This window comes from Pectobacterium artocarpous, from assembly GCF_046159765.1.
Taxonomy (GTDB): domain Bacteria; phylum Pseudomonadota; class Gammaproteobacteria; order Enterobacterales; family Enterobacteriaceae; genus Pectobacterium.
The window spans coordinates 14,524-39,737 of the sequence record NZ_JBJXVK010000013.1; the positions used below are offsets into that span (position 1 = coordinate 14,524).

Sequence of the window (25,214 nt, forward strand, 5' to 3'; positions counted from 1 at the left end):
ATTAATGCGCCTTGCTGGGGTCAAAGGCGTCGCGCACCGCTTCGCCGATAAAAATGAGTAAGGAAAGCACGATGGAAAGCACCATAAACACGGTAATGCCCAGCCACGGTGCCTGAAGGTTATTTTTTCCTTCCAGCAATAAGGTGCCTAATGACGGTGAGCCCATCGGCAGACCGAAGCCGAGAAAGTCCAGCGATGTCAGCGTGGTAATCGAGCCGCAGAGAATGAAGGGCAGATAAGTCAGCGTGGCAACCATCGCGTTTGGCAGCATACAGCGGAACATAATGGCGCGATCGCTGACGCCCATCGCCTGCGCCGCGCGGATATAGTCAAAGTTTCGGGTACGTAAAAACTCTGCCCGCACGACGCCAACCAGACTCATCCAGCCGAAAAGGACGGTAATCGCTAATAGCCACCAGAAGTCTGGCTGAATCACACTGGACAGCAGGATGATGAGAAACAATGTCGGCATGCCGGACCAGACTTCGATAAAACGTTGACCCCATAGGTCGAGACGTCCGCCGTAATAGCCCTGTGTTGCCCCGACGGCGATACCAATCACGCTGGACAGGATCGTAAGCGCCAGACCGAACAGCAGCGAAATACGGAAGCCATACAGCACCTGTGCAACCACGTCTTTCCCCTGGCTGTCCGTGCCCAGCCAGTTCTGCCAGTCCGGTGCTGATGGGAAGGATGCGGTAGTGGCGTAGTTTATGGTGTCGTAGCTGTAGTGAATCAGCGGCCAGATAGCCCAGCCGTGGCTGCTGATACGCTCGGCGATATAAGGATCGCGGAAGTCAGCGGTGGTATCTAACTGTCCGCCGAACGTCCTCTCGCTGTGATCGATGAGAACCGGCGTATAGAACTGACCGTCATATTTCACCAGCAGTGGTTTATCATTGGCAATGAGTTCGGAAAACAGGCTGACGATAAACAGCACCATGAAAACCCACAGCGACCAGTAACCGCGACGATTACTTTTAAAACGCGCCCAGCGCGCCTGATTAATCGGGCTTAAGCGGCTCATTGGCGTCCCTCAAAATCGATACGCGGATCCACCAGCGTATAAGTCATGTCGCTGACGATATTCAGCAGTAAGCCGATCAGCGTGAAGATATACAGCGTGCCGAACATAACGGGGTAGTCACGTTGTAGTGTCGCGTCATAGCCCAACAAACCCAACCCGTTGAGAGAGAACATCACCTCAATCAGCAGTGAGCCGGTGAAAAACATGCTGATAAACGTGGCAGGGAAGCCGGCGATCACCAGTAGCATCGCATTACGAAACACATGGCGGTAGAGAATGCTCTTTTCATCCAGCCCTTTAGCGCGTGCAGTAACAACGTACTGCTTGCGAATCTCATCCATAAACGAGTTCTTGGTGAGCATCGTTAAGGTAGCAAACCCGCCAATCACGGAGGCCAGAACCGGTAACGTGATATGCCACAAATAGTCAGCGATCTTGCTATACCACGGTAACGTATCAAAATTGCTGGAAACCAATCCTCGCAGTGGGAACCAGTCCAGATAGCTGCCGCCTGCGAACAGCACAATCAAAATGATCGCAAACAAAAACGCGGGAATGGCGTACCCAATAATGATGAGCGTGCTGCTCCAGGTATCGAACGGCGTGCCGTTCTTTACGGCTTTTTTGATGCCAAGGGGAATGGAAATCAGGTAGACGATCAGCGTACTCCACAGCCCCAGCGTGATGGAAACCGGCATGCTTTCTTTAATCAGTTGCATCACCGAAGAACCGCGAAACAGGCTGTCGCCGAAGTCAAAACGGACATAATCCCACAGCAATTTAAAATAGCGCTCATGGATCGGTTTATCGAAGCCATAGCGTTTGGTGATTTCCTCGATGACTTCCGGGTCGAGCCCGCGAGCCCCCCGGTAGGCGTTCTCGATATTGGGTGCGCTGCTGGAGCCAGTACGTGCCATTCCGGCATCCATTCCGCTATTGGCGGTAAAACCGCTGCCATGTCCCATTTCAATGGCAGCGATGGCCTGATCGACTGGTCCACCGGGCGCAATTTGTACAATGAAGAAGTTAATCGTGATAATCGCCCACAGGGTTGGAATGACCAGCAGGAGGCGGCGTAACAGATACGTTCCCATTTTGATTCCTTAACGTCGCTCTGCGGGCAGCGTAGCCGCCTTTTGGTTATCGAACCACCAGCCGTCGAAGCCCAGCGAATAAGCCGGGCGCACAGCGGGCATAGCAAATTTGTTCCAATAGGCGACGCGGTCATGATTGGAATACCACATCGGAATCATGAACTGGCTCCAGGTCAATACTCTGTCCAGCGCACGCCCCAGTGAGAGCAGCGGCACTTTCTGTCCCTGATGCTTAACGATTTCCGCAATGAGAGCATCAATCGCGGGATCGCTAACGCCAGGTCTGTTATAGCTCGAGTCGATGTATTGTGAGCTCCAGAACATTTGCAGGTTGTCGCTGGGGTAGAGAAACGCGCTGTAAACCGTTGCCGTCATATCGAAATCCCGCTTACGGATACGGCTGTTGAACTGCGTGCTGTCGATGTTACGCACGTTCATGGTGATGCCCAGTTTTTTCAGGCTCTGCTGAAACGGCAGGACATACTGTGAGTTGCCAGCGCTTGGCAACAGCAGCTCAAACGTAAAGGGTTGTCCGGTTGTGCGATTCACCAGCTTTTGATTTTTCAACTCCCAACCGGCTTCCTCCAGCAGCTTAAGTGCCTTAAGCCAGTTTTGGCGGTCATAGCCGCTGCCGTCGGAGGAGGGCGGTTGATAGCGGGGGCCAAAGACTTCGGCGGGTACTTTGTCTTTAAGTGGCCTCAGCCAGGCGAGTTCTTCAGCGCTGGGTTCGCCTTTGGCGGCGTACTCGGTATTTTGGAAATAGCTGTCGGTACGTTGATAAGCGTTGTAATACAGCGCCTTATTCATCCAATTGAAGTCAAAGGCCAGCGCTAACGCCTGACGGACTCGTTTATCCTGAAATAACGGCCGCTGGATATTGAATGCCAGCCAGCGTGTATCTTGTGCGGATTGATTAACCTGATCCTGTTTGATGATATAGCCGCGTGCAAAGTTGCCGCCCTGATATTGCGTCGCCCAATGCTTTGGTGAGCCTTCTTCACGCAGGTCGAAAGCGCCGGCTTTAAACGCTTCCAGCGCGACGCTGTCGTCCAGATAGTAGTCGTAACGAATTTTATCGAAATTGTATTGACCTTTATTTACCGATAGATCGGCACCCCAATAGTCTTTCACGCGTGAATAGGTGACATATTGGCCGGTGCGATAGGCGGTGATGCGGTAAGGGCCACTGGCGGGTGGCGGGTACGATAGTGGCTCACTGAGTTTATGATTCTTCCAGAACTTCTCCGGCATAATGGGCAATGTCATCAAACTGAACATGCGGTTTTTGTCGGAAACCGGAAAATCGAAACGTATGGTTAGTGGTGCAACCGCTTTTGCGGTGACATCTTTAAAATAGATACGAAATTGCGGTACGCCCTGCGTCATAAACATATTGTAGGTGAACGCAACGTCGGCAGCGGTGATCGGTGAGCCATCATGAAAACGGGCTTTGGGATTCATCTCGATTTCAATCCAGCGGAAATCCGCTGAATGACGTGTTGTTAGCGCGACTAGCGGATAATAACTGCCGGGTTCGTCATCAGAGGAAACAAAGAGCGAATCGTAGAGCCGTTCAGTTCGTGCTGCCGCCACACCGCGTAGCGCGTAGCGATTGAAATTGTCAAAGGTTCCTAGTGCGCTGAGCGTGATGCTGCCGCCTTTGGGCGCATCGGGATTCACATAATCAAAATGGCGGAAGTTCTCGGCGTATTTGGGCTCACCCAAAAGTGTAAAGCTTGTGCTGTTTTCAATCGTTTCTGCATGCAGTCCAAAATGGGTCGTGCAAAGCCATACGGCAGCGATAACGCGTTTTAACATCTGACGGTAATCTCCTGCGAGCGGATGTTATCGGGGGGATCGTCTGATGCAGACGTGCCATACCGTAACATCAACAATGCCGATTTCCTCGGCATAAAGTTCTTGAAATAATTAGCATTCCCATCGGGAAGCGGTGTGTTTTCTTTTTATCATGAAATCAGGTGATAAACCTACCTTAATCACGGCCTGTTAATGTTTCAGGCTGTTGAGTTAGTCATATTTTCGCAGTGCGCTGCAGAAGGGGGGGGGAGATGTATGGCAGGATTCGGGTGAAAAGCAGACATCAAAATTTCCGGGAGAAATTTTTAACGTTGTGTCAGCAACGTCCCGTGGGGTGACGAACAAGGATGTCCGTCATAAAAAAACGCCGCTTGTTAAAAGCAGTGTTGATGTCGTCTCGTTTTGTTGGCTACAGCAAGGTTCTTTTACTAGTAAAAGAATATCACAGCAAGGGAGTGGATACGCATCAGCTAGTCGTTGTTCCTTTACTCAGAACACGGCGTCCTTCCTGATAACGCTTATTCCAGTAGTTTTCCGTCATTTTAGAAATAATAACGCCGCTGCTGGTTGATGCGTGGACGAACTGATCGTTGCCGAGGTAAATACCAACGTGGCGTCCGGTTGAACCGGCACGGAACAAAACAAGATCGCCCACGCGCAGTTTATTGCGCTGAATTTTTTGGCCCATCTCTTGCTGCTCATAGGTCGAACGCGGTAAATCCATACCAAACTGTTCGCGGAATGTACGCTGAACGAAAGCTGAGCAATCAATGCCACGGCGACTATCACCACCTAAGCGGTAACGAACACCTTTCCAACTGGCATATTGGTTAAGTAATTTGGACTTGATGTCCACGTTACGAACCAATGCTTCAAATTCATCCTGAGAGGCTTGCAGTAAAAGACCATCTTTATCATTAACTGCATGCATATCAGTTTGAGCTTTATGGTTATATGCACTGTTACTTCCACAGGCGGAGAGCATCATTGCTACCGCGACGGCAGGCACTGCCCGCCAGATATATCTCAGAATCGGTTGAGACTTGACCATTATTGTTATGTTCCCTTGCTGTCCTTAACGATAAATATCGCTATGTAGCATCCCCATTTCACTGGGGCATAAATGCCAAACGAAAACGAGACTCAGACTAAAACAGAGTTTCTTCTTAGCCAAACACTCCTCGGCGAAAATGTGTCGGAATGCACATTATTTCTCTTGCCGCTGCTAGTTCAGTATGCGCTAAAAAGCAAACTTGAACGAGACTACCGCAACAGCAGCAGGATTGCGAGAAGTTTTAACTATTTTATTTATAAGATTTAATGATGTGTTCAGCTAAAAAATAGCGATGTAAAAAATCTGAAGTCATAGGGATTTATACTGTCGATTTTTTAGGTAATAGTCGGTTTAACAGGGCAATGGCAGCATCGCTTGCTGGCGTTAATAGCCACCAGCTCAGGCCAACCAGAACAACCGAGAGCGAACCGACTGCAATATCGGTAAACCAATGCGCGCCAATCATGATGCGAGGCAATGAGAAAATCACCATGATGATCAGACCGATAACAAAAGCGGTGCGGGTGAAATAGCGCAACATAAAAGCAGCAAAGATCATCAGCATCATGCCGTGGTCGCCAGGGAAACTGTCAGATGAAGCATCTTTGGTCGGAATACCGGTTAAATCAGAAACGCGATTGACGTCGCTAAAATAGAGCGTCGGGCTGGCGTGCTGCACGGGTAATAAATGTCCTGCCTGATTCAGCACCACGGCGGTTAGCAGCATGATAAAGCCGATGATCAGCAAACGGCGGCGTTCTGTGGGCGTGGCTTTCAGATAAAACGACAGATACAGCAGACCCATCGCAATGAGCGCACAGCCGTCAAAGGCGCGGTTGTTGGTAATGGCAACCAAATGTAAAAACGCCGGACTATCAACTAAGAGACGATTGAAATAGAAAAAGATATGGCTGTCGAGTGTGAACCAAAAGCCATGATTTTCCAGCAGGTACCAGGATAAGAACAAACCAATGCCCAAGGCATTGAGCACTAGAATAGAAGAAAGACGAGCAAAAGACATAAGGCAAAGCATCCAAAAAAAGACGAAAAATTCAGTTTAGTCTACGTTAGCTAAACGAGCCTTTAACAATGAGGCTTGTAACGTATTCCATTCTGCCGGTGTTTCATTGATGATTTCGATACGGCTATCAATGGGTGCCGCCGATCGAGTTTCTATATGCAGATCGTGCCCCTGACGGTTAACGACGAGCGTCCCTTCTTTTATACGCATCACCCCTTTAACCCGGCTTACGGGAGAAAGACGAACCCAGTCCAGCAGAGCGGCGGTATCAAAAGCGGTTTCAGGTGCGAATATCCAGCCACAGGCGTGATAGCCCTGTCCCTGATTGAGCGAACGGCGCCAGGGCTGCCCACCTGGTAATTGCAGCGCGGCCAAACTGTTTGTTGTCTTATGTGAGTGGTGGTGGGCCCCATCTGGAAGTTCGCGCACACGGTTTTGCGATGCATTGTGTTGTGGTTGGTCGAGCAGTTGTCGGTCGATGTTTCCCTGACTGGCTTCGATAATTTGCCGATCGTCGGCACTTGCCTGCTGCCACTGCTGCAGGGCTGTGAGATTGTCGGGGGTATAGGTATCACGTTTGTTGGCAATAATGATATCTGCGGCGGCAAGTTGATCGCGGAAATTCTCATTTTCCGTGTAACGAGGCTCACTTAACTGGCGTGCATCCAACAGGCACAGCGTGGCCTGTAATGTCAGCCAGGGCTGATAAATATCGCTCATCAGCAACGAAAGAATTTGTTTGGGGTGGCCGAGTCCTGTTGGTTCGATGAGCAGACGGTGGGGCTTTTTCTGTTGCAGCAGCTTATTCAGGCCAACCTGCATAGGCAGACCGTTCACGCAGCACATGCAGCCACCGGGAATCTCTTTCAACACAGCGTCGCTGTCAGCCAGTAGTGCGCCGTCAATCCCTACTTCGCCAAATTCATTGACCAGCACTGCCCAGACTTCGTCTTCCGGTTTTTGTGAAAGAAGATGACGGATAGTGGTGGTTTTTCCACTTCCCAGAAACCCCGTAATCAAATTGACTTTCGTTAGCATGGCAGGCTCCTCTGCGTGTAGAAGGTTGACGTGTGCCGGATGTGTCATCCAGCGACAAGTATCACGCTGACAGCGCGAGTTTTCATCTTAGTCTGCGCGCCCCATATAGCGACGTTCTGGAATGTGAATACGGATTTTTTCACCCGCGCTCAGGTATTCTGGCACAGGAATGGTCAGGCCCGTGCTCATGGTGGCAGGTTTGTTGCGTGCACTGGCGGAGGCACCTTTAATGCCCGGTGCCGTATCAATGATTTCCAGGTCTACCGTTTGTGGCAGTTCCAGCGCGATGATCTGACCGTCCCAGCTCAATACCTGAATTCCCGGCATGCCGCCTTCAGGGATAAACAACAGCTCTTCTTCTATTTGATCTTTTTTGAAGAGGTAAGGGGTGTAGTCCTCATCATCCATAAAGACGTATTCGTCGCCGTCAATATAAGAGAAGGTGACCGTGCGACGCGTCAGTGTGATTGTGTCGAGAATATCATCGCCTTTGAAGCGCTCTTCTACTTTCAACCCAGTGCGTACGTCAGAAAAGCGCATTTTGTACAGTGTGCTGGCACCGCGGGCGCTGGGGCTCTGGACATCGATATCCTTTACCAGCAATAACTTGTCGTTATAGTTAACGACCATACCGCGTTTAATCTCGTTCGCTCTTGCCATAAAAATTACCTGCTATAAGGAGTGTGATTTTTGTGGCGACACGTTACTCGCGCCGGAGAATTCAGGCAAGTGATAAGATAAAAGGGCTGATATTGGTTTTTGGTGGAAGGGCTGTTATGGTGGCGCTCTCTATCTTTTGTCAGCCCACCGGAGAGCTTGCTGATGGACTGTCGCCCCCACTGCGGTGCCTGTTGTACTGCGCCATCGATTTCAACGCCGATGCCGGGGCTGCCGCACGGCAAGCCCGCGAACACGCCCTGTATCCATCTCGATGACGCGATGCGCTGCGGATTGTTTCATTCACCGCTGCGACCCGCGGTCTGTGCAGGGCTACAGCCGCACGCAGATATGTGCTTCAGTCATCGGGATGAGGCGATGGTTTACCTGCTTAAACTGGAAGCCGATACTGCACCTTAACGTGCTGCGGTCAGGCGTCTTTGATGTGCCACATGCAATAGATGGAACCGACGATCATCAGCAGCGCAAAGAAGAATACAGCGTGATAGTTCCATATTTCAGCAACGATCCCGGCCAGTGAGCCAGAGATGATCCAGCCGACACGCGTGGTATTGGTAAACAGCGTGGTGGCGGCACCGGCCTGTCCAGGCATTAAATCCTGAAAATAAAGCATGCCGATTCCGGCCAGAATGCCAATAAAGATCGCGTTCAGCGCTTGTAACCCCAGTAGGGCTATTTCCCCATCGAGAACTAGCAAGCCGCCGAAGAACAGCAAGCCGGAGGCAACGGCAAGCCGCATCAGGAAACGTTTCCCGAAGCGTTTAGCAACGTAACCAGCAATCAGCATGACCGGAATTTCCAGCCCGGCAGCCACACCCATCATGATCCCTGCCAGCTTTTCCGGCAGATGCAGTTCATGCACCAGATACAGTGGCATATTAATGAGGTAAATCCCGTTGCAGGCCCACATCAAGGTACAGGCAATGAACAGCAAGAGCGTGTCCTTGCGATTACGACGCGGCGATTCCAGCGTAGAGGTGGTCTTTTCCACGGCTTTGGGCATGGAAGGCAGGAAGAGTTTGACCAGAATGCCGCACAAGATAAAGACGGTAGCCGCGGTCAGGTACATCGCCGTGAAGCCGAATCCCAATGCCAGCGCAAAAGCGATTGGTGGGCCAACAACCCAGGCGAGAGAAATTTGGGCGCGGAGGATGGAGCTGAACATCGCCGCTTCACGACCCGTTTTATCCGCATGCTCGCGCGCCAGCGCAAAAAGTTGCGGATTTGCTGTCGAGCCAAAGCTGCTCAGCAGAACGCCAATAAAAAGCAGAATAAAGTAGTTACGGTTCCATGCAAACAGCATACAGGCCAGTGCGCCCAGCAGGCAGCAGACGAAGATCAGCGATTTGCGATCGCCCTGACGGTCAGAACGCGTAGCCAGCATTTGGCTGACGACAATGCCGATAACCGCACTGCCGGTGTAAAACATCCCCACCAGAAAAGGACGAGCTTGCACTTCGCTGGAAAGAAAGAGGCTGAGCGTGGGAAGTTGCAGGGCACCAGCCGTTCCGGTAAGAAAGGCAATAACCAGGAATGCTGACGATGTCAGGTCAAGCGGGCGTCGTGTTGTGTTTGCAGGAGTGAACATAAGTTGATAGCGCTTGGAAAATAGGCAGAGGCTGTCGAGCGCGACATACTACTCGGGTTTATAATGAAACAGAAATCTTGTTTCATTATTTTTCGTCAGCACGGCTTCAGCCATTTACGGATTTTTGTTGGCATGCAGCGCCTCATCCACGTTAAAATGTGCGTGATGTCAAAATTCTGTTACGTCAGCAGCGTAGAAAGCTTGCATAAATGACGTAATAGAATGAGACTTTTGAAACGTTTCAGCGGGATTTTTTTTGAAACGCCCTAGCAATCTACACATTTTTTTCTCATAAAAGCTGAAACGATTCAACTTTCAGCAAGAGAGGAGAGCCATGTTCCAGTTGTCACAGCAAGATATTCATTTGGGTGCAGCGGCCAGCAATAAGCAGGAAGCTATCCAGCTTGTTGCTTCAGCATTGACCGATGCCGGGTGCGTTAACGCAGGGTATGTCGACGGCATGCTACAGCGCGAACAGCAAACATCCACCTATTTGGGAAGCGGTATTGCTATCCCTCACGGCACCACCGATACCCGCGATCTGGTATTGAAGACCGGGGTTCAAGTATTCCAGTTTCCTCAGGGTATCGCCTGGGGTGAAGATCAAACCGCTTATGTGGTGTTGGGAATTGCAGCCCGCTCTGATGAACATCTGGCGTTGCTGCGCCAACTGACTCACGTCCTGAGCGACGATCGCGTAGCGGCTCGCTTGGCAAGCACCACGTCAGCAGAAGAACTGCGTAGCCTGCTGATGGGCGAGCAACAACTGGCGGAGTTCCGCTTTGATACCTCGCTGATTGCGCTGGATGTGACGACCGATAATCTGCTGACGCTTCAGGCGCTGAATGCGGGTCGTCTTCAGCAGGTCGGCGCAGCAGACGCCAGCTTCGTCAGCACCGCTGTCAGCAACAAGCCGTTGAATCTGGGACAAGGCGTGTGGTTCAGCGATAGCGCAGTGGGTAACCTCAGCAGCGCAGCAGCGGTGGCGCGTCCGGCTACACCTTTCAGCGTTGATGGTGAAAACGTGGCGTTATTGGTCACGGTGGTTGCGGCTGACGATCAGGCTTTTGCGCCGATCAATTACCTGAGCAACCTGCTGATTGCACAAAAAGCGGATCGTCTGCTGACGGCTGACGCACCGACGCTGCTGGCACTTTTAACCAGCGATGTACCGGAAGAGAGCGAAGTGCTGACGGCAGAATTTACCATTCGCAACGAGCACGGTTTGCACGCACGTCCGGGAACCATGCTGGTGAATGTGATCAAACAGTTCAGCAGTGAGATTACTGTCACCAACCTGGATGGCACGGGTAAACCGGCAAATGGCCGCAGCCTGATGAAAGTGGTCGCGCTGGGCGTGAAAAAAGGTCACAAACTGCGTTTCACCGCCAGCGGCAGCGATGCGGAACAAGCACTGGCCGCTATTGGCGACGCGATTACGTCCGGTTTGGGCGAGGGGGCGGCATGAGCAGGAGAGTAGCCACAATCACCCTGAATCCAGCTTATGACCTGGTTGGCTATTGCCCGGAAGTGGAGAAAGGCGAAGTCAATCTGGTTCAGACAGCGGGTCTGCACGCCGCGGGCAAAGGCATTAACGTTGCCAAGGTGCTTAAAGATCTCGGGATTGATGTCACGGTAGGTGGCTTTCTGGGCAAAGACAATCAGGATGGTTTTCAGCAACTGTTCAGTGAGCTGGGTATTGCTAACCGTTTCCAGGTTGTGCCAGGACGTACGCGCATTAACGTCAAATTAACCGAAAAAGATGGCGATGTAACTGACTTCAACTTTTCCGGTTTTGAAGTGACACAGCAAGACTGGCAGCGTTTCGTCAATGATTCGCTGAGCTGGCTGGGGCAGTTCGACATGGTCGCGGTGAGCGGCAGTCTGCCTGCTGGCGTCGATCCTGATGCGTTTACCGACTGGATGTCTCGTCTGCGTACGCAGTGTCCTTGCATTATTTTCGACAGCAGCCGTGAAGCGCTGGTGGCGGGATTGAAAGCCTCTCCCTGGTTGGTGAAACCAAACCGCCGGGAGCTGGAGATATGGGCTGGGCGTAAATTACCTACGCTGGCTGATGTGGTGGATGCCGCCCACGCGCTGCGTGAGCAGGGTATTGCGCATGTTGTGATCTCACTGGGTGCAGAAGGCGCGCTGTGGGTGAATGCATCGGGTGCCTGGCTGGCAAAACCACCGGCTTGTGATGTGGTAAGTACGGTAGGGGCGGGCGACTCCATGGTTGGGGGGTTGATTTATGGCTTATTAATGCGTGAGTCCAGTGAGCACACTCTGCGTTTGGCGACGGCAGTTTCGGCTCTGGCCGTGAGCCAAAGTAATGTTGGTATTACCGATCGTCCTCAGTTGGCCGCGATGATGGCGCGTGTCGACCTGAAACCCTTTAACTGATACAGCAGGAGATAAACAATGAAAACGCTGCTGATTTTGGATAAATCACTGGGCCTGGCGAGAAGCCAACTGGTGAAGAACCTACTCGGCGCTGCCGCTGCGAAAGCAGGGGTGACGTTTACAGAACAGGCTAACGACGCTGAACTGGCGATCGTTCTGGGTGCATCCGCTGCGGCGGACAGCGCACTGAATGGCAAACAGGTTTATGTCGGTGACATTGAGCGGGCTGTTTCACAACCGGAAGCCTTTTTGGCGAAAGCGCAGGCTGAAGCAACGACGTATCAGGTTGTCGCGCCAGCTTCTGTTCAGCAACCTGCCTCTGCTAAGCGTATTGTTGCCGTAACGGCGTGTCCGACTGGCGTCGCGCACACGTTTATGGCGGCCGAAGCGATTGAAAGCGAAGCGAAAAAACGCGGCTGGTGGGTTAAGGTTGAAACGCGTGGCTCTGTGGGCGCAGGCAACGCGATTACCCCAGAAGAAGTGGAGCAGGCCGATCTAGTGATCGTTGCTGCCGATATTGAAGTCGATCTGGCGAAGTTTGCGGGCAAGAAGATGTATCGCACTTCCACAGGGTTGGCGCTGAAGAAAACGGCGCAGGAGTTAGATAAAGCGCAGGCTGAAGCGAAAGTGTATCAGCCGTCCGGGCAAACCAGTGCGTCTAGCGCGAGCGAGTCTGCACAGAAAGGCGGAACGGGTCCCTATCGCCACCTGCTGACCGGCGTATCTTACATGCTGCCGATGGTGGTCGCGGGCGGTCTGTGTATAGCCCTGTCGTTTGTCTTTGGTATTGAAGCCTTTAAACAGGAAGGTACGCTGGCAGCGGCGCTGATGAAGATCGGTGGCGGTTCTGCCTTCGCACTAATGGTGCCGGTGCTGGCGGGTTATATCGCGTTCTCCATTGCGGATCGTCCAGGCTTAACGCCGGGTCTGGTTGGCGGGATGTTGGCGGTGAGTACCGGAGCGGGCTTCCTCGGTGGGATCATCGCGGGTTTCCTGGCCGGTTATGTGGTCAAAGCGATCAACAATAAGCTGATTCTGCCGCAAAGTCTGACGGCGCTAAAACCGATTCTGATCATTCCATTGTTTGCTACGTTGATCACCGGTCTTATCATGATTTATGTCGTCGGTACGCCGGTGGCGAAAATCCTGACGGGCCTGACAGGCTGGCTGCAATCCATGGGCACGGCAAACGCGGTGATTCTGGGCGCGATCCTGGGTGCAATGATGTGTACAGATATGGGCGGCCCGGTTAACAAAGTGGCTTACGTCTTCGGTACAACCTTACTCAGTAGCCAGATTTATGCGCCGATGGCGGCGGTGATGGCAGCAGGTATGGTGCCACCGCTGGCGATGGGGCTGGCAACCGTACTGGCAAGTAAGAAATTCAATCCGACCGAGCGTGAAGGGGGCAAAGCGGCATTTGTACTGGGCCTGTGCTTTATTTCCGAAGGGGCGATTCCTTACGCGGCACGTGATCCAATGCGCGTTCTGCCTTGCTGTATTATCGGTGGTGCACTGACCGGTGCGCTGTCAATGGCGGTGGGCGCTAAGCTGATGGCACCACACGGCGGTCTGTTCGTGCTGCTGATTCCTGGTGCGATTACCCCGGTTATCGGCTACCTGTTAGCGATCGTGGCGGGAACCGTTGTGGCTGGCGTGCTGTATGCGCTGCTGAAGCGCTCTGATGAACAACTGGCGAAAGTCGCGTAAGTCTGATTATCGTCGTTAAAAAGTCATGCCATAACACAAGGATGTGAATGAGATAGCGCCAGTTGGGTAACCCTCTGGCGCTTTTTTATGGGTTCTGCCCCTTGAGCTTCAAGAAAACTTATCCGAGGAACGGAAGCGGAGGAATGGGATAGAAGAGTAAAGCGTTTGCGCCATGGACAAAAACGTCAGGAACGTTTTTGAACGTCGCTTGCGCAGATATGAATCTCAGGGGTGAGATTCATATCTGCGCAAGCCGAGCGTACAGGGAGGTATTCACAGCGTCTTTACGATCTACCCATTACCTCCGTTTGGCACAATCGACTAGCAACTTTAAAAACATGTTGCAACTTTATGAGATAAAAAGGTTAATCAGCACTGCGCTTCGGATTTGAGCCAGGCGATTTCGTCGGCCCAGATATCAGGGTTGATTGTCTCCAGAATCATCGGGATACCATCAAAACGGGCATCTTTCATAATATAGCTGAAGGCCGTTTTGCCGATATTGCCTTCCCCCAGACTATGGTGCCGGTCAACGCGACTGGCGAACGCGCTCTTCGCATCGTTCAAATGCATTCCGCGCAGATAGCGAAACCCAACAATGCGATCAAATTCAGCAAAGGTGGCCTCACAATCCGCTTCTGTTCGCAGATCGTAGCCGCCGGCGAAGGCGTGACAGGTATCGATACAGACACCAACGCGGCTTTTATCTTCTACAGCATCGATGATGGCTGCCAGATGCTCAAAGCGGAAACCGAGATTACTGCCTTGTCCGGCGGTGTTTTCAATCACGGCGGTAACACCGTCCGTTTCCGCCAGCGCGATATTGATGGACTCGGCGATACGGGCCAGACAGTCTGCTTCTTCAATCTGTTTCAGATGACTACCGGGGTGAAAATTCAGCAGGCTCAGCCCAAGCTGCTGACAGCGGGACATTTCATCGATAAACGCGATGCGTGATTTCTCTAACGCCTCGTCGTCCGGATGGCCCAGATTAATCAGATAGCTGTCGTGGGGCAGGATCTGTGCTGACGTATAAGCGTACTGTTCACAGGCGGCTTTAAAACGGTCAATGACCTCGATGCTGAGCGGCGCGGCCTGCCATTGGCGCTGATTCTTGGTAAATAATGCGAAAGCCGTTGCCTTTATCTCATGTGCGCGAATCACGGCCTGATCGACCCCGCCTGCTGCGCTAACGTGCGCCCCGATGTATTTCATGTTGGTCTCCTCTGGTAACGGAGACATTATGCAGGTTAATGAGACGTTAACAGGTAAATAATTTATCGTTAGCCGAATAAATGTTCGAAGAACAGATTGATGCCTGCGCCGCCAACCACCAGCCAGATAAACAGAATGAGAGCCAGCAGCAGCGGTTTGGCACCGGCCTGACGGATGGCACTGAATCGGGTTGTGAGCCCCAGTGCAACCATCGCCATGGTCAGCAGTAGATTATCAAGCTGGACCAGTTGCGTGACAACGACGGGAGAAAGGAGCTGGAAGGAATTGAAAGCGGCCACGGCGATGAATCCCAAGGCAAACCACGGGAACATCAGTGGAATCGCGTCTTGCGCATCACTTTTTTGCGTCGCCTTTTTCAGGCAAAACCCAAGAATGACAAGGAAAGGCGCCAGCAGCATCACGCGCAGCATTTTACTGATGACGGCGATGTTTTCCGTGGTGCCATCGACAGCATGTCCGGCGGCAACGACCTGAGCGACTTCATGTATCGTCGAACCAAAGTACAGACCGACGATCTGCGGAGTGGCGTTAATCCAGTGATGTTCGAGATTGAGCTGATAGAGCCATGGATACAAAAACATGGCTGTCGTACCGAAAATCACCACGCTGGAAACAGCGACAGCAATGGCATTACTGGATGCTTTGACAACAGGTGCGGTTGCCATGATTGCCGCCGCGCCGCAGATGCTGCTGCCAGCGCCGATAAGCATCACGGTTTCGTTGTCGAGCTTCAGCCAGCGCTTGCCCATCCAGCAGGCGAGTAAAAATGTCAGCGCGACCACGCTCAGATCGACGGCAATCCCGGTAACGCCAACGGCAGTCACCTGCTGAAAGCTGAGACGAAAGCCATAAAGTATGATGCCCCAGCGGAGTAGATACTGTTTGGTCCACTGCACGCCGGGGTCGCACAGAGGATGAAGGCGCGGATAAACGCTGTTTCCCAGCACGATCCCGATCAGGATCGCTAATGTCAGCGAACCCGGCCCCCAGTGGGCGATTTTCGGAATATTTGCCAGCCAGAGGAGTGAAAAAGTTATTAAACTGACTAACAGCAGACCGGGTAATCGTGCTTTTGCTCCATCAGGTGGAACCATCGCTTGTAACGTTGCAGGAAGAGCCATGGGTTTGGTGCCTATTCTGACCGTACCGAATTGAGAAGCCAGCTTATAATCCACGAGATTAAAAGAGAAATTGATTATATATTTATAACCTATAGGTATTTCAGATAAAGAGCGCACTATGCATATCACGTTACGTCAACTGGAAGTCTTTGCCGAAGTCCTGAAAAGTGGTTCAACGACGCAGGCCTCCGTTGTGCTTGCCCTGTCTCAATCGGCTGTCAGCGCCGCGCTGGCGGATTTAGAAGGGCAGTTGGGGGTTCAACTTTTCGATCGCGTTGGCAAACGTCTGGTGGTTAATGAACATGGCCGCCTGCTGTACCCCAAGGCGCTGGCATTACTCGAACAGTCAATGGAAATTGAACAACTTTTTCGCCGTGAAAATGGTGCACTGCGTATCTATGCCAGCAGTACCATCGGTAACTATCTGTTGCCCGAGATGATTGCCCACTATCGCCATGACTACCCTGAAATACCGCTGGAACTGCATGTAGGCAATACGAAAGATGTGATCACCCGGGTGTCTGAATTCAGTGTTGACTTGGGATTGATCGAAGGGCCTTGCCATCATCCTGATTTGATTACGCAGCCCTGGCTGGAAGATGAGCTGGTGGTGTTTTGTTCTCCCGACCATCCGCTGAGCCGGGGTACGGTATCATTAGCGGCGCTGGCGGATGCACATTGGATCCTGCGTGAACGTGGCTCAGGTACGCGCGAAGTGCTGGATCATTTGCTGCTGACGCACCTGTCGCATTTCCATCTGGTAATGGAATTAGGTAATTCGGAGGCGATTAAGCATGCAGTTCGCCACGGGATCGGCATCAGTTGCCTGTCGAGACATGTTATTGCCGAACAACTGGCGTCAGGTTCGCTGGTGGAACTGAAGGTGCCGCTACCTAAACTCACGCGGACGCTGTATTTGGTACATCATCGGCAGAAACATCTGTCAAATGTGCTGCAACGTTTCCTGAGTTATTGCTGTGAAACGCCATAGCGAAAATATTTTCTACTGCTAATAATCGGGCGTAAGTTATTAAGCTCTCTTATAACTCGACGATCTTAACTAGCCAGTACAGCGCGATTTGCTACAATCCCGCCTCGATTTTTAGCACGAGCACGCGGGATAATAATGGCTCAGCACGATATTCAACAAACTACACAGGGCGCACCGACCCTGCGCCGTGAACTGAAAGCACGGCATTTAACGATGATCGCCATTGGCGGATCGATTGGCACTGGATTATTTGTCGCGTCTGGTGCGACGGTTTCACAAGCAGGCCCAGGTGGCGCACTGTTGTCTTATGCCTTGATCGGGCTGATGGTTTACTTCCTGATGACCAGCCTGGGTGAACTGGCGGCGTTCATGCCGGTTTCCGGTTCTTTCTCCAGCTATGGTTCCCGCTATGTCGAAGAAGGGTTTGGCTTCGCGCTGGGCTGGAACTACTGGTACAACTGGGCGGTGACCATCGCAGTCGATCTGGTGGCGGCGCAACTGGTGATGGGATATTGGTTCCCAGAGGTGTCCGGCTGGATTTGGAGTGCGCTGTTCCTGGCGCTGATGTTCCTGCTTAACTACATTTCCGTGAAAGGGTTTGGCGAGGCGGAATATTGGTTCTCACTGATTAAAGTGGCGACGGTCATCATTTTCATCGCCGTTGGCGTGATGATGATTACGGGCATCATGAGCGGTGCGGAAAATGCTGGATTCCACAACTGGGAAATTGGCGATGCGCCGTTTGCCGGTGGCTTCTCTGCCATGATAGGTGTGGCAATGATCGTGGGCTTCTCTTTTCAGGGAACGGAACTGATCGGTGTGGCGGCAGGGGAATCTCAGGAGCCAAGCAAAAACATTCCGCGTGCCATCCGTCAGGTTTTCTGGCGCATCCTGCTGTTCTACATCTTCGCGATTCTGATTATCAGCTTAATCATTCCGTATACCGATCCGAACCTGTTGCGCAATGATGTCAAAGACATCACGGTGAGCCCGTTCACGCTGGTATTTGAGAAGGCGGGCCTGCTGTCTGCTGCTGCGGTGATGAATGCGGTCATCCTGACTGCGGTGCTGTCGGCGGGTAACTCGGGGATGTACGCTTCGACGCGTATGCTGTTTACGCTGGCATCGGAAGGCAAAGCGCCGCGCATGTTCGCTAAGCTGTCAAAAGGTGGTGTACCGCGTAATGCATTGTATGCCACCACGGTGGTGGCGGCGCTGTGTTTCCTGTCTTCTTTGTATGGCAACCAAACGGTTTATCTGTGGCTGCTGAATACGTCCGGTATGACGGGCTTTATTGCCTGGCTGGGGATCGCCATCAGCCATTATCGCTTCCGTCGCGGGTACGTTATGCAGGGCCATGATCTGAACCGCCTGCCTTATCAATCGAGTTTCTTCCCGCTGGGGCCGATATTTGCGTTTGTGCTCTGTCTGATCATCACGTTGGGGCAGAATTATCAGGCGTTTCTGGAAGATAAAATCGACTGGTATGGTGTGACGGCGACGTACATCGGTATCCCGCTGTTCCTGCTGATTTGGTTCGGTTACAAGCTGTGCCGCGGAACGCGCTTTATCAAATATCAGGATATGACCTACCCCGATCATAAAGACTAAATCGTAAGCACGTGGTTAACGGGCGACTCCTTGACCGGGGTCGCCTTTTTTATTGGTTTTTTTCTTTTCGTACATCGGGGTTCTCATGTTTTTCCATATGTTAGTGTTGATTTAAATCAAATTTATTCACATTTATTTTTTAAGGTTTTTTTTTATTAACTCGATTTAATGATGAGATGATTTGTTTAATACACTGTTTATAAAAAGTTTTATATTAATTCTCCATCTTTCATATTGCGTATGTAAATGATTTCAATTTTCATTTACAATTATTTCTCTATCATTACAATGTGTTCAACAAAAAAACTCAATGTAAAACGTTCGTTTTGAGGATACAGACGCATGGCAATAAATATAAGAAAATCGGTGGCACTGGCGCTTGCTACAACCGTATCTACACCCGTTATCGCCGCACAGGACGATACGCTGGTTGTAACGGCTTCTGGTTATGAACAAAAAATCACCGAGGCAGCAGCGAGTATTTCAGTTGTCAGTCAGGATGAGCTGACTAAACGTAAATATAACGATCTTGGCGAAGCGCTCAGCGACGTGGAAGGTGTGGATGTGCGCAGTTCAACCGGTAAAACGGGCGGCCTTGACATCAGCATTCGCGGTATGCCGAGCGAGTACACGCTGATTCTGGTTGATGGTATTCGCCAGAACGGTTCATCGGATGTCACACCGAACGGGTTTGGTACGATGAACACCAGCTTTATCCCTCCGTTGGCGGCGATAGAGCGTATTGAAGTTATCCGTGGGCCGATGTCAACGCTATATGGTTCCGATGCGATGGGCGGTGTGGTCAATATCATCACCAAAAGAGCGTCGAAAGAGTGGGGGGGGAATATCACGCTGGATCATACCTTCCAGGAAGACAGAGACTATGGTGACGCTTCTAAATTCTCGATTTATTCCAGCGGTGCGCTGATCGAAGACAAATTGGGGCTTGCTCTGCGCGGCAATATCTTCCGTCGCGATGCATCAGCGGTGAATTCATCCTCAACAGGGCAGGAACTGAGTACGCGTGGCCCGAATCCGGTGAAGTCAGATAATTACCTCTTGGGCGGCAAATTATCCTGGTTGTTGGATGACCGTAACACGCTGTGGCTGGATGGTGAAGTCTCCAACCAGAAATATGATAACAAGCAAGGTCAGCTAGGGACGCTAGGCGCATCTGGCGGTTATGAGGATACGCTGCGTTATGAGCGTCGCAAAGTGACGTTGGGAAGTGACAATCAGCTCGATTTTGGCACCTGGAATTCCAGCTTGTCCTTCAATCAAACGGAAACCAAAGGCCGACTTATTCCCGGCTCTGCCATTGCTGATGCGACGGTAAGAGCTAATCATGCGGGTGATAAGCGGTTGTTGAAAAACACCAATCTGATTTTGGACACTAAGGTGGTTTCTCCGATTGGTGACAGCCATCTACTCAGCGTCGGCGGCCAGTATTGGAATTCGGTCATGAAGGACGGCGTGGTTCAAGTCAACAGCGGAGAGAAATTTGAGCAGAATTCCTGGTCATTGTTCGCTGAGGATGAATGGCGGCTGCTTGACTCTCTGGCGCTGACGACAGGTGCACGTTACGAACATCATGAAGCTTTCGGTGGCCATGTGAGTCCGCGTGCTTATTTGGTGTGGAATGCTCTGGATGAATTAACGATTAAAGGGGGCATAAGTACGGGTTATAAAACACCAAAACTTTCCCAACTGCACAACGGTATTAGTGGTGTTTCCCGTCAGGGGCAGAGTAACACGATTGGTAACCCTAGCCTGAAACCGGAAAAAAGCGTCAATACAGAGTTGGGCGCATACTACGAGCATTTCAGCGGTTTTTCAGCCAATGCGACGCTATTCCATAACCATTTCAGTAATAAAATCGATAGCTATGATATAGATAGTAATACTATCGGTTTCCGCAATATCGGTAAAGCGAACACGCAAGGTCTGGAGCTGGGATCGACCATTCCTCTGTGGTCGGATAACTGGACGTTGAACGTCAATTACACCTTTACCGACAGCGAGCAAAAAGGCGGTGAAAATCCAGGCGCTCGCCTGACTAATACGCCTAAGCATATGGCCAATGCTCGTGTAAATTGGACGGTGAATGAGCAGTTGAGTACTTGGCTTAAAGCGGAGTATCGGGGTAAAACCGCCCGTTTCACGGAGAACTATGATCAGCTCAGTGCGGCAAACAAAGTTGTTCATGACAATCTTGGCTCGGATTTCAAATCATTTACTGTCGTGAATCTGGGAGGTTCGTATAAGATCTCCAAAGATGTCACCTTGAATGGGTCGGTCAACAACCTGTTAGATAAAGATTTCACCAAAACCTATGTTTTCCCTGTTGGTACAGGTACTACAACGGCTGGTGATTACTTTACGTCAAGTCAGACAACCACAGGCTCCGTCCTGCCAGGTCGTAACTACTGGGTATCGGTAAACGTCAACTTCTGATGCAACACCTCCCCGGAATGGGCAAGTTTGTTCCGGGGAGGATGCCTCCGTTCGCTTTCCCTCTCCAGTTACATAGCACCGCTTCTGCTGTTTTTCTCACACATTTATTTTGCCTGATTCACGACGGAGATTCGTCGTGACCCGTTATTGCCGCCATGATCTTTGCTGATGACATGAGAACAATACGCAATTATCCGCGGCGTTTTATTGTGATATTTCTGAATGTCGTTGCTAACAACGTCGATGAATGGAATTCATTATATTAGGTATTGTTAATTGCTTTAATGCTGACTACGCTTCACGTTACGGAGTGATGGATTCCCGATGAGGCAGGAAGTGTAACGTTATTAGTGCGTTCGTTGTCTTGTGTCGTACAGAGAAATTAATTCATTATTTTTGTATGAGAATACCTGTCGTGATTGCCAATTGCGGAACGCATGATATCGGCAATCAGTGTATGAATAGCAACCAGGACACGATGATGTTAAAAATTACCTTTTTGGATAAAGGCTCACTGCCTGAAACCATTTTTCTGAAAAAGACGAATTTTAGGCGTCCACAATGTCGCCATGAATGGATTGAATATAACTACACCTCGCTCGATCACGTTATCGCCCGAGCAAAAGACACCCACGTTATCATCACGAATAAAGCCCTGTTAACGCGAGATACCTTGGCCGCGTTGCCTGAGCTGAAGCTGATTGCCGTGACGGCAACGGGAACCGACAATATCGATCTTGTCGCGGCCAAAGAGTTGGGTATCACTGTCAAAAATGTGCCGGGCTACTCGACGCAAGCCGTATCCGAGCACGTGATTGCCATGATTTTCGCGCTAAAGCACAGCCTGATGGCGTGGTATCGCGATCAATTGGGCGATCGATGGGCCAGCCAGTCGCAATTTGCCTATTTTGATCATCCCGTTAAAGACATTGCAGGTGCGACGCTGGGCATCATCGGGGCAGGTGCGATTGGGCGGGAAGTCGCGCGTTTGGCTCAAGCGCTGGGGATGAAGGTGATTTTTGCCGAGCACCGAGGCGTTTCGCAGTGTCGTGTGGGTTATCTGCCGTTTGAGGACGTTCTGCGGCTGGCGGATGTGATTTCACTCAACTGTCCGCTCAATGCGAGCACGCGGCATCTGATTAATGCGGAGACGCTCGCACTGTGTAAACCCACTGCGTTTCTTATTAACACTGCCAGAGGTGGATTGATTGATGAAAATGCGTTGGCTTTGGCATTGCATGAGCGCGTCATCGCTGGCGCAGCGCTGGACTGCCTGACGCAGGAACCGCCGCAAAAAGACAATCCATTGATGGTCGCGGCGAAAACTCTGCCTAATCTTCTGATTACTCCACATATCTCCTGGACGTCTGCTTCATCGCTGCAACTGTTGATGGAAAAGACGATTGAAAATATTGATGAGTATGCCCAGCAGAACGGATACAAATAAGAGGTAATCTGATTTCGCCGGGTATAAGGGAATATTGCCCGGCAACGAAAATATGATGCTAATCAATTTTAATTGATTACTAAAATTGAACGTTTCTTCAGATTGAATATTTTGTCATCGATTATCTACGTCAGCTTCACGATCGGTGAAGGAATGAAAGATATTTGCGAGATAATGAAAGTGCTACACATCAGATCTAAAACGAAACGTTATTATTTGTGATTCTTCTGATTAATCTCTTTGTTGTATGAGGGAATATTTATCTATTAATAATAACAGCAGTAAATAATAAAACGGGTGTGGTGATATTTTTTGTGGGAAAAGTCCGATTTAATGAAGGAAGATAGTGGTGGGCTGAATGGTGAATCCGCCCCGAATCCGGATGAATGGGGCGGAAGTCAGTGCGTATCAGCGTTTCTGGATATAGGTCATTGCCAGCGCGAGCGCCAGAACCAGACCTTTGATAATATCCATGGCGTAATAAGGCACGGAGAGCATCACCAGCCCATTCTGTAAGACGCCAAGAATAACGGCACCGAGCAACGTACCCAGCGCGTTTGGTTTACCGGACCCCGCCAGCGAGAAACCGATGTAAGCAGCGGCAACGGCATCCATCAAATAGCCGCCTCCGGCATTGACCTGAGAAGAGCCGATACGTGATGCCAGTAAAATGCCGCCCAGCGCCGCGAGTAATGAAGAAAACACATACGCCTGCACACGATAACGTGCCGTACGAATCCCCGCGAGTCTCGCAGCCTCCGGGTTGCCACCGATGGCATACATTCGGCGGCCGTGTTTGGTGAGGGACAGATACAGCTGCACCAGCACCGTTACTGCCAGCATGATGACAACAATTACTGGTACCTGACCCAGTGAGGCAAAGAACTCAGGAATGATGCCTTCCGCCATCTCGCCGCTTGGCAGCACCATGTTCTGTGTGATAGAGCCGCCATAGCTGTAGGTCATCGCGACGCCCTGAATGACGAACAGGCTGGCAAGCGTCGCCAGCATATCAGGAATCTTCAGCACGACGATGAGGAAGGCGTTGAACAGCCCGACCAGCGTACACAGCAGCAGCGTCAGAACGATCGCACCTGTGGTACCGAATCCGTACCAGACAAAAAGGGAGATAACCAGCGCGTTGGCCAGCGAAGCCGTTGAGCCCACGGAAAGATCGAAACCGCCCACGGACAGCGAAATAGAGACACCAATCGCAATCACCGTGACGATGGCGATAGAGCGCAGGATATTAATAATGTTATACGGATCGAGGAAATTGTCCGACGCCAGCCCGAAGAGGGCAATCAGCGCGACAACCGTGATCAGCATGCCCCACTTATAGAGAAACTCGAAAACGTGGTGACGGAAGGGGAGCGCCCCGTTAGATGAAAGTGGGTGACTCACGCGGGAGTTCCTCCAGTTGAATATAAAAGTAGGGTTTCTTCGTCAATCTCAGCGGCGTTCAGCTCTGCGACAATGCGGCCATCCCATAGCACGCAGATGCGATCGCAGAGTCCAACCAGTTCGGAAAACTCGCCCGAGGCATAAATAATGCCTTTGCCCTGACGGGCGAGGTCGTCAATCAGCGTGAACAAGTCCTGTTTGGCCTTGATATCCACGCCTTTGGTTGGTTCGTCAAAAATCAGAACCTGTGCTTCACTGCGTAGCCACTTGCCGATCGCCACTTTCTGCTGATTTCCACCCGACAGGCGCGCCAGCTTTTGTGCCGGACCGGTGGTGCGAACTGCTAGTTGATCAACGATCTGTTTCGCCCAGTTGACTGCCTTACTGCGGCTGAAGAAGCCCCAGCGAGAAAAACTGTCGGTGGCGGTGATGCTGAGATTCATGGTGACAGATTCATCAATAAAAATGCCTTCTTTACGCCGCTCTTCAGGAACCAGCGCCAGACCCTGCTCGACGGACTGGTGCGGCGAGTGTGGTCGCCAGGGTTTACCGCGATATTCTCCTTGTGCGATCTGGCACGGCTCCGCGCCGAACAGTGCTTTACATAGCTCGGTTTTCCCCGCGCCAGCCAGCCCAGCGATACCCAGAATTTCCCCTCTGCGTAGCGTAAGAGAAATATTGTGCAGCAGCGTTTCGTCGTGCAAGCCGGTGACCTGAAGCAGCGTCTCTTCGGCAGGTGCCGTTCGGCGTGGTGGGAAGATGTCGTCAAGCCGATGCCCCAGCATTCGCTCTACGATCTCTTCGCCGCTGAGTCCCTGCATTGCCCTACTGCTGACAAACTCGCCGTCACGCAGAACGGTCAATGTATCGCAGATTTCGCTCAGCTCATGAATACGGTGGGAAATAAACACGATCCCGATGCCATCGGCCTGTAAACGGCGCACTACCTGAAAAAGGCGTGCGCTTTCTGCCTGATCCAGCGGGGCAGTGGGTTCATCTAAGATCAGGAAGCGGCACTCGTGGGACAAGGCGCGGGCGAGCAGAATTTGCTGTTTCTCGGCCAGCGTACAGATATCCAGCCGCTGACGAACATTGAGGTGAACACCAAGCTGATCGAGCAGCACCTGCGCCTGGCGGTATATTTGCGGCCAACTCAGCAAATGCCCGTCCTGCGCCAGTGTATCCAGCATAATGTTTTCCGCTACGGACAGCGTGGGAACCAGCGCGACATCGACTTCCTGCTGCACCAGATGAATACCGTACCGCTTGGCATCACGCGGTGAATGGACGTCAACCTGCTTACCATTAATCAGAATGTCACCCTGATAGTGATCGTAAGCCCCTGATAAGATCGTCATAAGCGTGGATTTACCCGCGCCGTTTGCGCCGGTCAGGGCATGAATCGATCCCCCTTCCAGTGTGAAATTAACCTGCTTGAGGGCGTGGAAACCAGAAAAGGAGATGGAAATATTGTGCATTTCCAGTCGGCTTTGGGAGGTAGGGATCATGGTCGGTAACG

The 25,214-nt window shown here is 51.4% G+C and carries 20 protein-coding genes; 8 read left to right on the forward strand and 12 right to left on the reverse strand.

From position 1 onward, the window contains the following. Position 1: 1 nt before the first annotated feature. From ACKQAD_RS10030 to yeiP, 7 genes are all read right to left on the reverse strand, one after another. The gene (locus tag ACKQAD_RS10030; protein WP_271873500.1) at positions 2–1,027 is read right to left on the reverse strand and encodes an ABC transporter permease; all 1,026 of its coding nucleotides are present in this window, start codon (positions 1,025–1,027) and stop codon (positions 2–4) included. Next, on the reverse strand, positions 1,024–2,121 hold the full coding sequence (locus ACKQAD_RS10035; RefSeq protein ID WP_409160027.1) for a microcin C ABC transporter permease YejB: 1,098 nt from the start codon (positions 2,119–2,121) through the stop codon (positions 1,024–1,026). Before ACKQAD_RS10035 ends, ACKQAD_RS10030 begins: the two co-directional genes overlap by 4 nt. A gap of 9 nt (positions 2,122–2,130) precedes the next feature. Beyond that, complete coding sequence (locus ACKQAD_RS10040) at positions 2,131–3,939, reverse strand: extracellular solute-binding protein (RefSeq protein WP_409160028.1); 1,809 nt, start codon at positions 3,937–3,939, stop codon at positions 2,131–2,133. Between the two features lie 466 nt (positions 3,940–4,405). Beyond that, positions 4,406–4,990, reverse strand: a complete 585-nt coding sequence (gene mepS, locus ACKQAD_RS10045; RefSeq protein WP_409160029.1) for a bifunctional murein DD-endopeptidase/murein LD-carboxypeptidase — start codon at positions 4,988–4,990, stop codon at positions 4,406–4,408. 322 nt (positions 4,991–5,312) lie between these two features. Next, on the reverse strand, positions 5,313–6,014 hold the full coding sequence (locus ACKQAD_RS10050; RefSeq protein ID WP_409160030.1) for a phosphatase PAP2 family protein: 702 nt from the start codon (positions 6,012–6,014) through the stop codon (positions 5,313–5,315). A gap of 36 nt (positions 6,015–6,050) precedes the next feature. Next, positions 6,051–7,052: a CobW family GTP-binding protein gene (locus ACKQAD_RS10055; protein WP_409160031.1), complete on the reverse strand. Its 1,002-nt coding sequence runs from the start codon at positions 7,050–7,052 to the stop codon at positions 6,051–6,053. An 87-nt stretch (positions 7,053–7,139) separates the two neighbouring features. Continuing rightward, positions 7,140–7,712 carry an elongation factor P-like protein YeiP gene (gene yeiP, locus ACKQAD_RS10060; protein ID WP_263059394.1) on the reverse strand — a complete coding sequence of 191 codons (573 nt, stop codon included), beginning with the start codon at positions 7,710–7,712 and terminating at the stop codon, positions 7,140–7,142. Between the two features lie 162 nt (positions 7,713–7,874). Here yeiP and ACKQAD_RS10065 point away from each other — a divergent pair, with 162 nt between their 5' ends. After that, positions 7,875–8,129, forward strand: a complete 255-nt coding sequence (locus ACKQAD_RS10065; RefSeq protein WP_409160032.1) for a YkgJ family cysteine cluster protein — start codon at positions 7,875–7,877, stop codon at positions 8,127–8,129. A 10-nt stretch (positions 8,130–8,139) separates the two neighbouring features. On the opposite strand, the gene setB is transcribed toward ACKQAD_RS10065, so the two are convergent. Beyond that, positions 8,140–9,318, reverse strand: a complete 1,179-nt coding sequence (gene setB, locus ACKQAD_RS10070) for a sugar efflux transporter SetB (RefSeq protein ID WP_409160033.1) — start codon at positions 9,316–9,318, stop codon at positions 8,140–8,142. A gap of 334 nt (positions 9,319–9,652) precedes the next feature. Here setB and fruB point away from each other — a divergent pair, with 334 nt between their 5' ends. Genes fruB through fruA form a run of 3 tightly spaced genes read left to right on the forward strand, consistent with a single transcriptional unit; the run spans position 9,653 to position 13,431 of the window. Further along, complete coding sequence (gene fruB, locus ACKQAD_RS10075; protein WP_409160034.1) at positions 9,653–10,786, forward strand: fused PTS fructose transporter subunit IIA/HPr protein; 1,134 nt, start codon at positions 9,653–9,655, stop codon at positions 10,784–10,786. Further along, positions 10,783–11,721 (forward strand): 1-phosphofructokinase, encoded by a 939-nt coding sequence (fruK, locus tag ACKQAD_RS10080; RefSeq protein ID WP_005967280.1) that lies wholly within the window; start codon positions 10,783–10,785, stop codon positions 11,719–11,721. Before fruB ends, fruK begins: the two co-directional genes overlap by 4 nt. Positions 11,722–11,739: 18 nt before the next feature. Continuing rightward, positions 11,740–13,431, forward strand: a complete 1,692-nt coding sequence (gene fruA, locus ACKQAD_RS10085; protein ID WP_409160035.1) for a PTS fructose transporter subunit IIBC — start codon at positions 11,740–11,742, stop codon at positions 13,429–13,431. A gap of 369 nt (positions 13,432–13,800) precedes the next feature. Here the strand turns inward: fruA and nfo are convergent, their stop codons facing one another. Then, complete coding sequence (nfo, locus tag ACKQAD_RS10090) at positions 13,801–14,646, reverse strand: deoxyribonuclease IV (protein ID WP_409160036.1); 846 nt, start codon at positions 14,644–14,646, stop codon at positions 13,801–13,803. 68 nt (positions 14,647–14,714) lie between these two features. Further along, positions 14,715–15,788, reverse strand: coding sequence for a YeiH family protein (locus ACKQAD_RS10095; protein ID WP_409160037.1), 1,074 nt, complete (start codon positions 15,786–15,788; stop codon positions 14,715–14,717). 118 nt (positions 15,789–15,906) lie between these two features. On the opposite strand from ACKQAD_RS10095, the gene yieE reads away from it, so the two are divergent. From yieE to ACKQAD_RS10115, 4 genes are all read left to right on the forward strand, one after another. Then, positions 15,907–16,779 (forward strand): DNA-binding transcriptional regulator YeiE, encoded by an 873-nt coding sequence (gene yieE, locus ACKQAD_RS10100; RefSeq protein ID WP_409160038.1) that lies wholly within the window; start codon positions 15,907–15,909, stop codon positions 16,777–16,779. A gap of 135 nt (positions 16,780–16,914) precedes the next feature. After that, complete coding sequence (locus ACKQAD_RS10105) at positions 16,915–18,390, forward strand: amino acid permease (protein WP_409160039.1); 1,476 nt, start codon at positions 16,915–16,917, stop codon at positions 18,388–18,390. Between the two features lie 342 nt (positions 18,391–18,732). Beyond that, positions 18,733–20,844 (forward strand): TonB-dependent receptor, encoded by a 2,112-nt coding sequence (locus ACKQAD_RS10110; protein ID WP_409160040.1) that lies wholly within the window; start codon positions 18,733–18,735, stop codon positions 20,842–20,844. A gap of 457 nt (positions 20,845–21,301) precedes the next feature. Beyond that, positions 21,302–22,291, forward strand: a complete 990-nt coding sequence (locus ACKQAD_RS10115; RefSeq protein WP_409160041.1) for a 2-hydroxyacid dehydrogenase — start codon at positions 21,302–21,304, stop codon at positions 22,289–22,291. 408 nt (positions 22,292–22,699) lie between these two features. Here ACKQAD_RS10115 and ACKQAD_RS10120 read toward each other — a convergent pair whose 3' ends face one another. Continuing rightward, positions 22,700–23,620 (reverse strand): ABC transporter permease, encoded by a 921-nt coding sequence (locus ACKQAD_RS10120; protein ID WP_409160110.1) that lies wholly within the window; start codon positions 23,618–23,620, stop codon positions 22,700–22,702. Positions 23,621–23,691: 71 nt separating this feature from the next. Next, positions 23,692–25,203, reverse strand: a complete 1,512-nt coding sequence (locus ACKQAD_RS10125; protein WP_409160042.1) for a sugar ABC transporter ATP-binding protein — start codon at positions 25,201–25,203, stop codon at positions 23,692–23,694. Positions 25,204–25,214 lie beyond the last annotated feature (11 nt).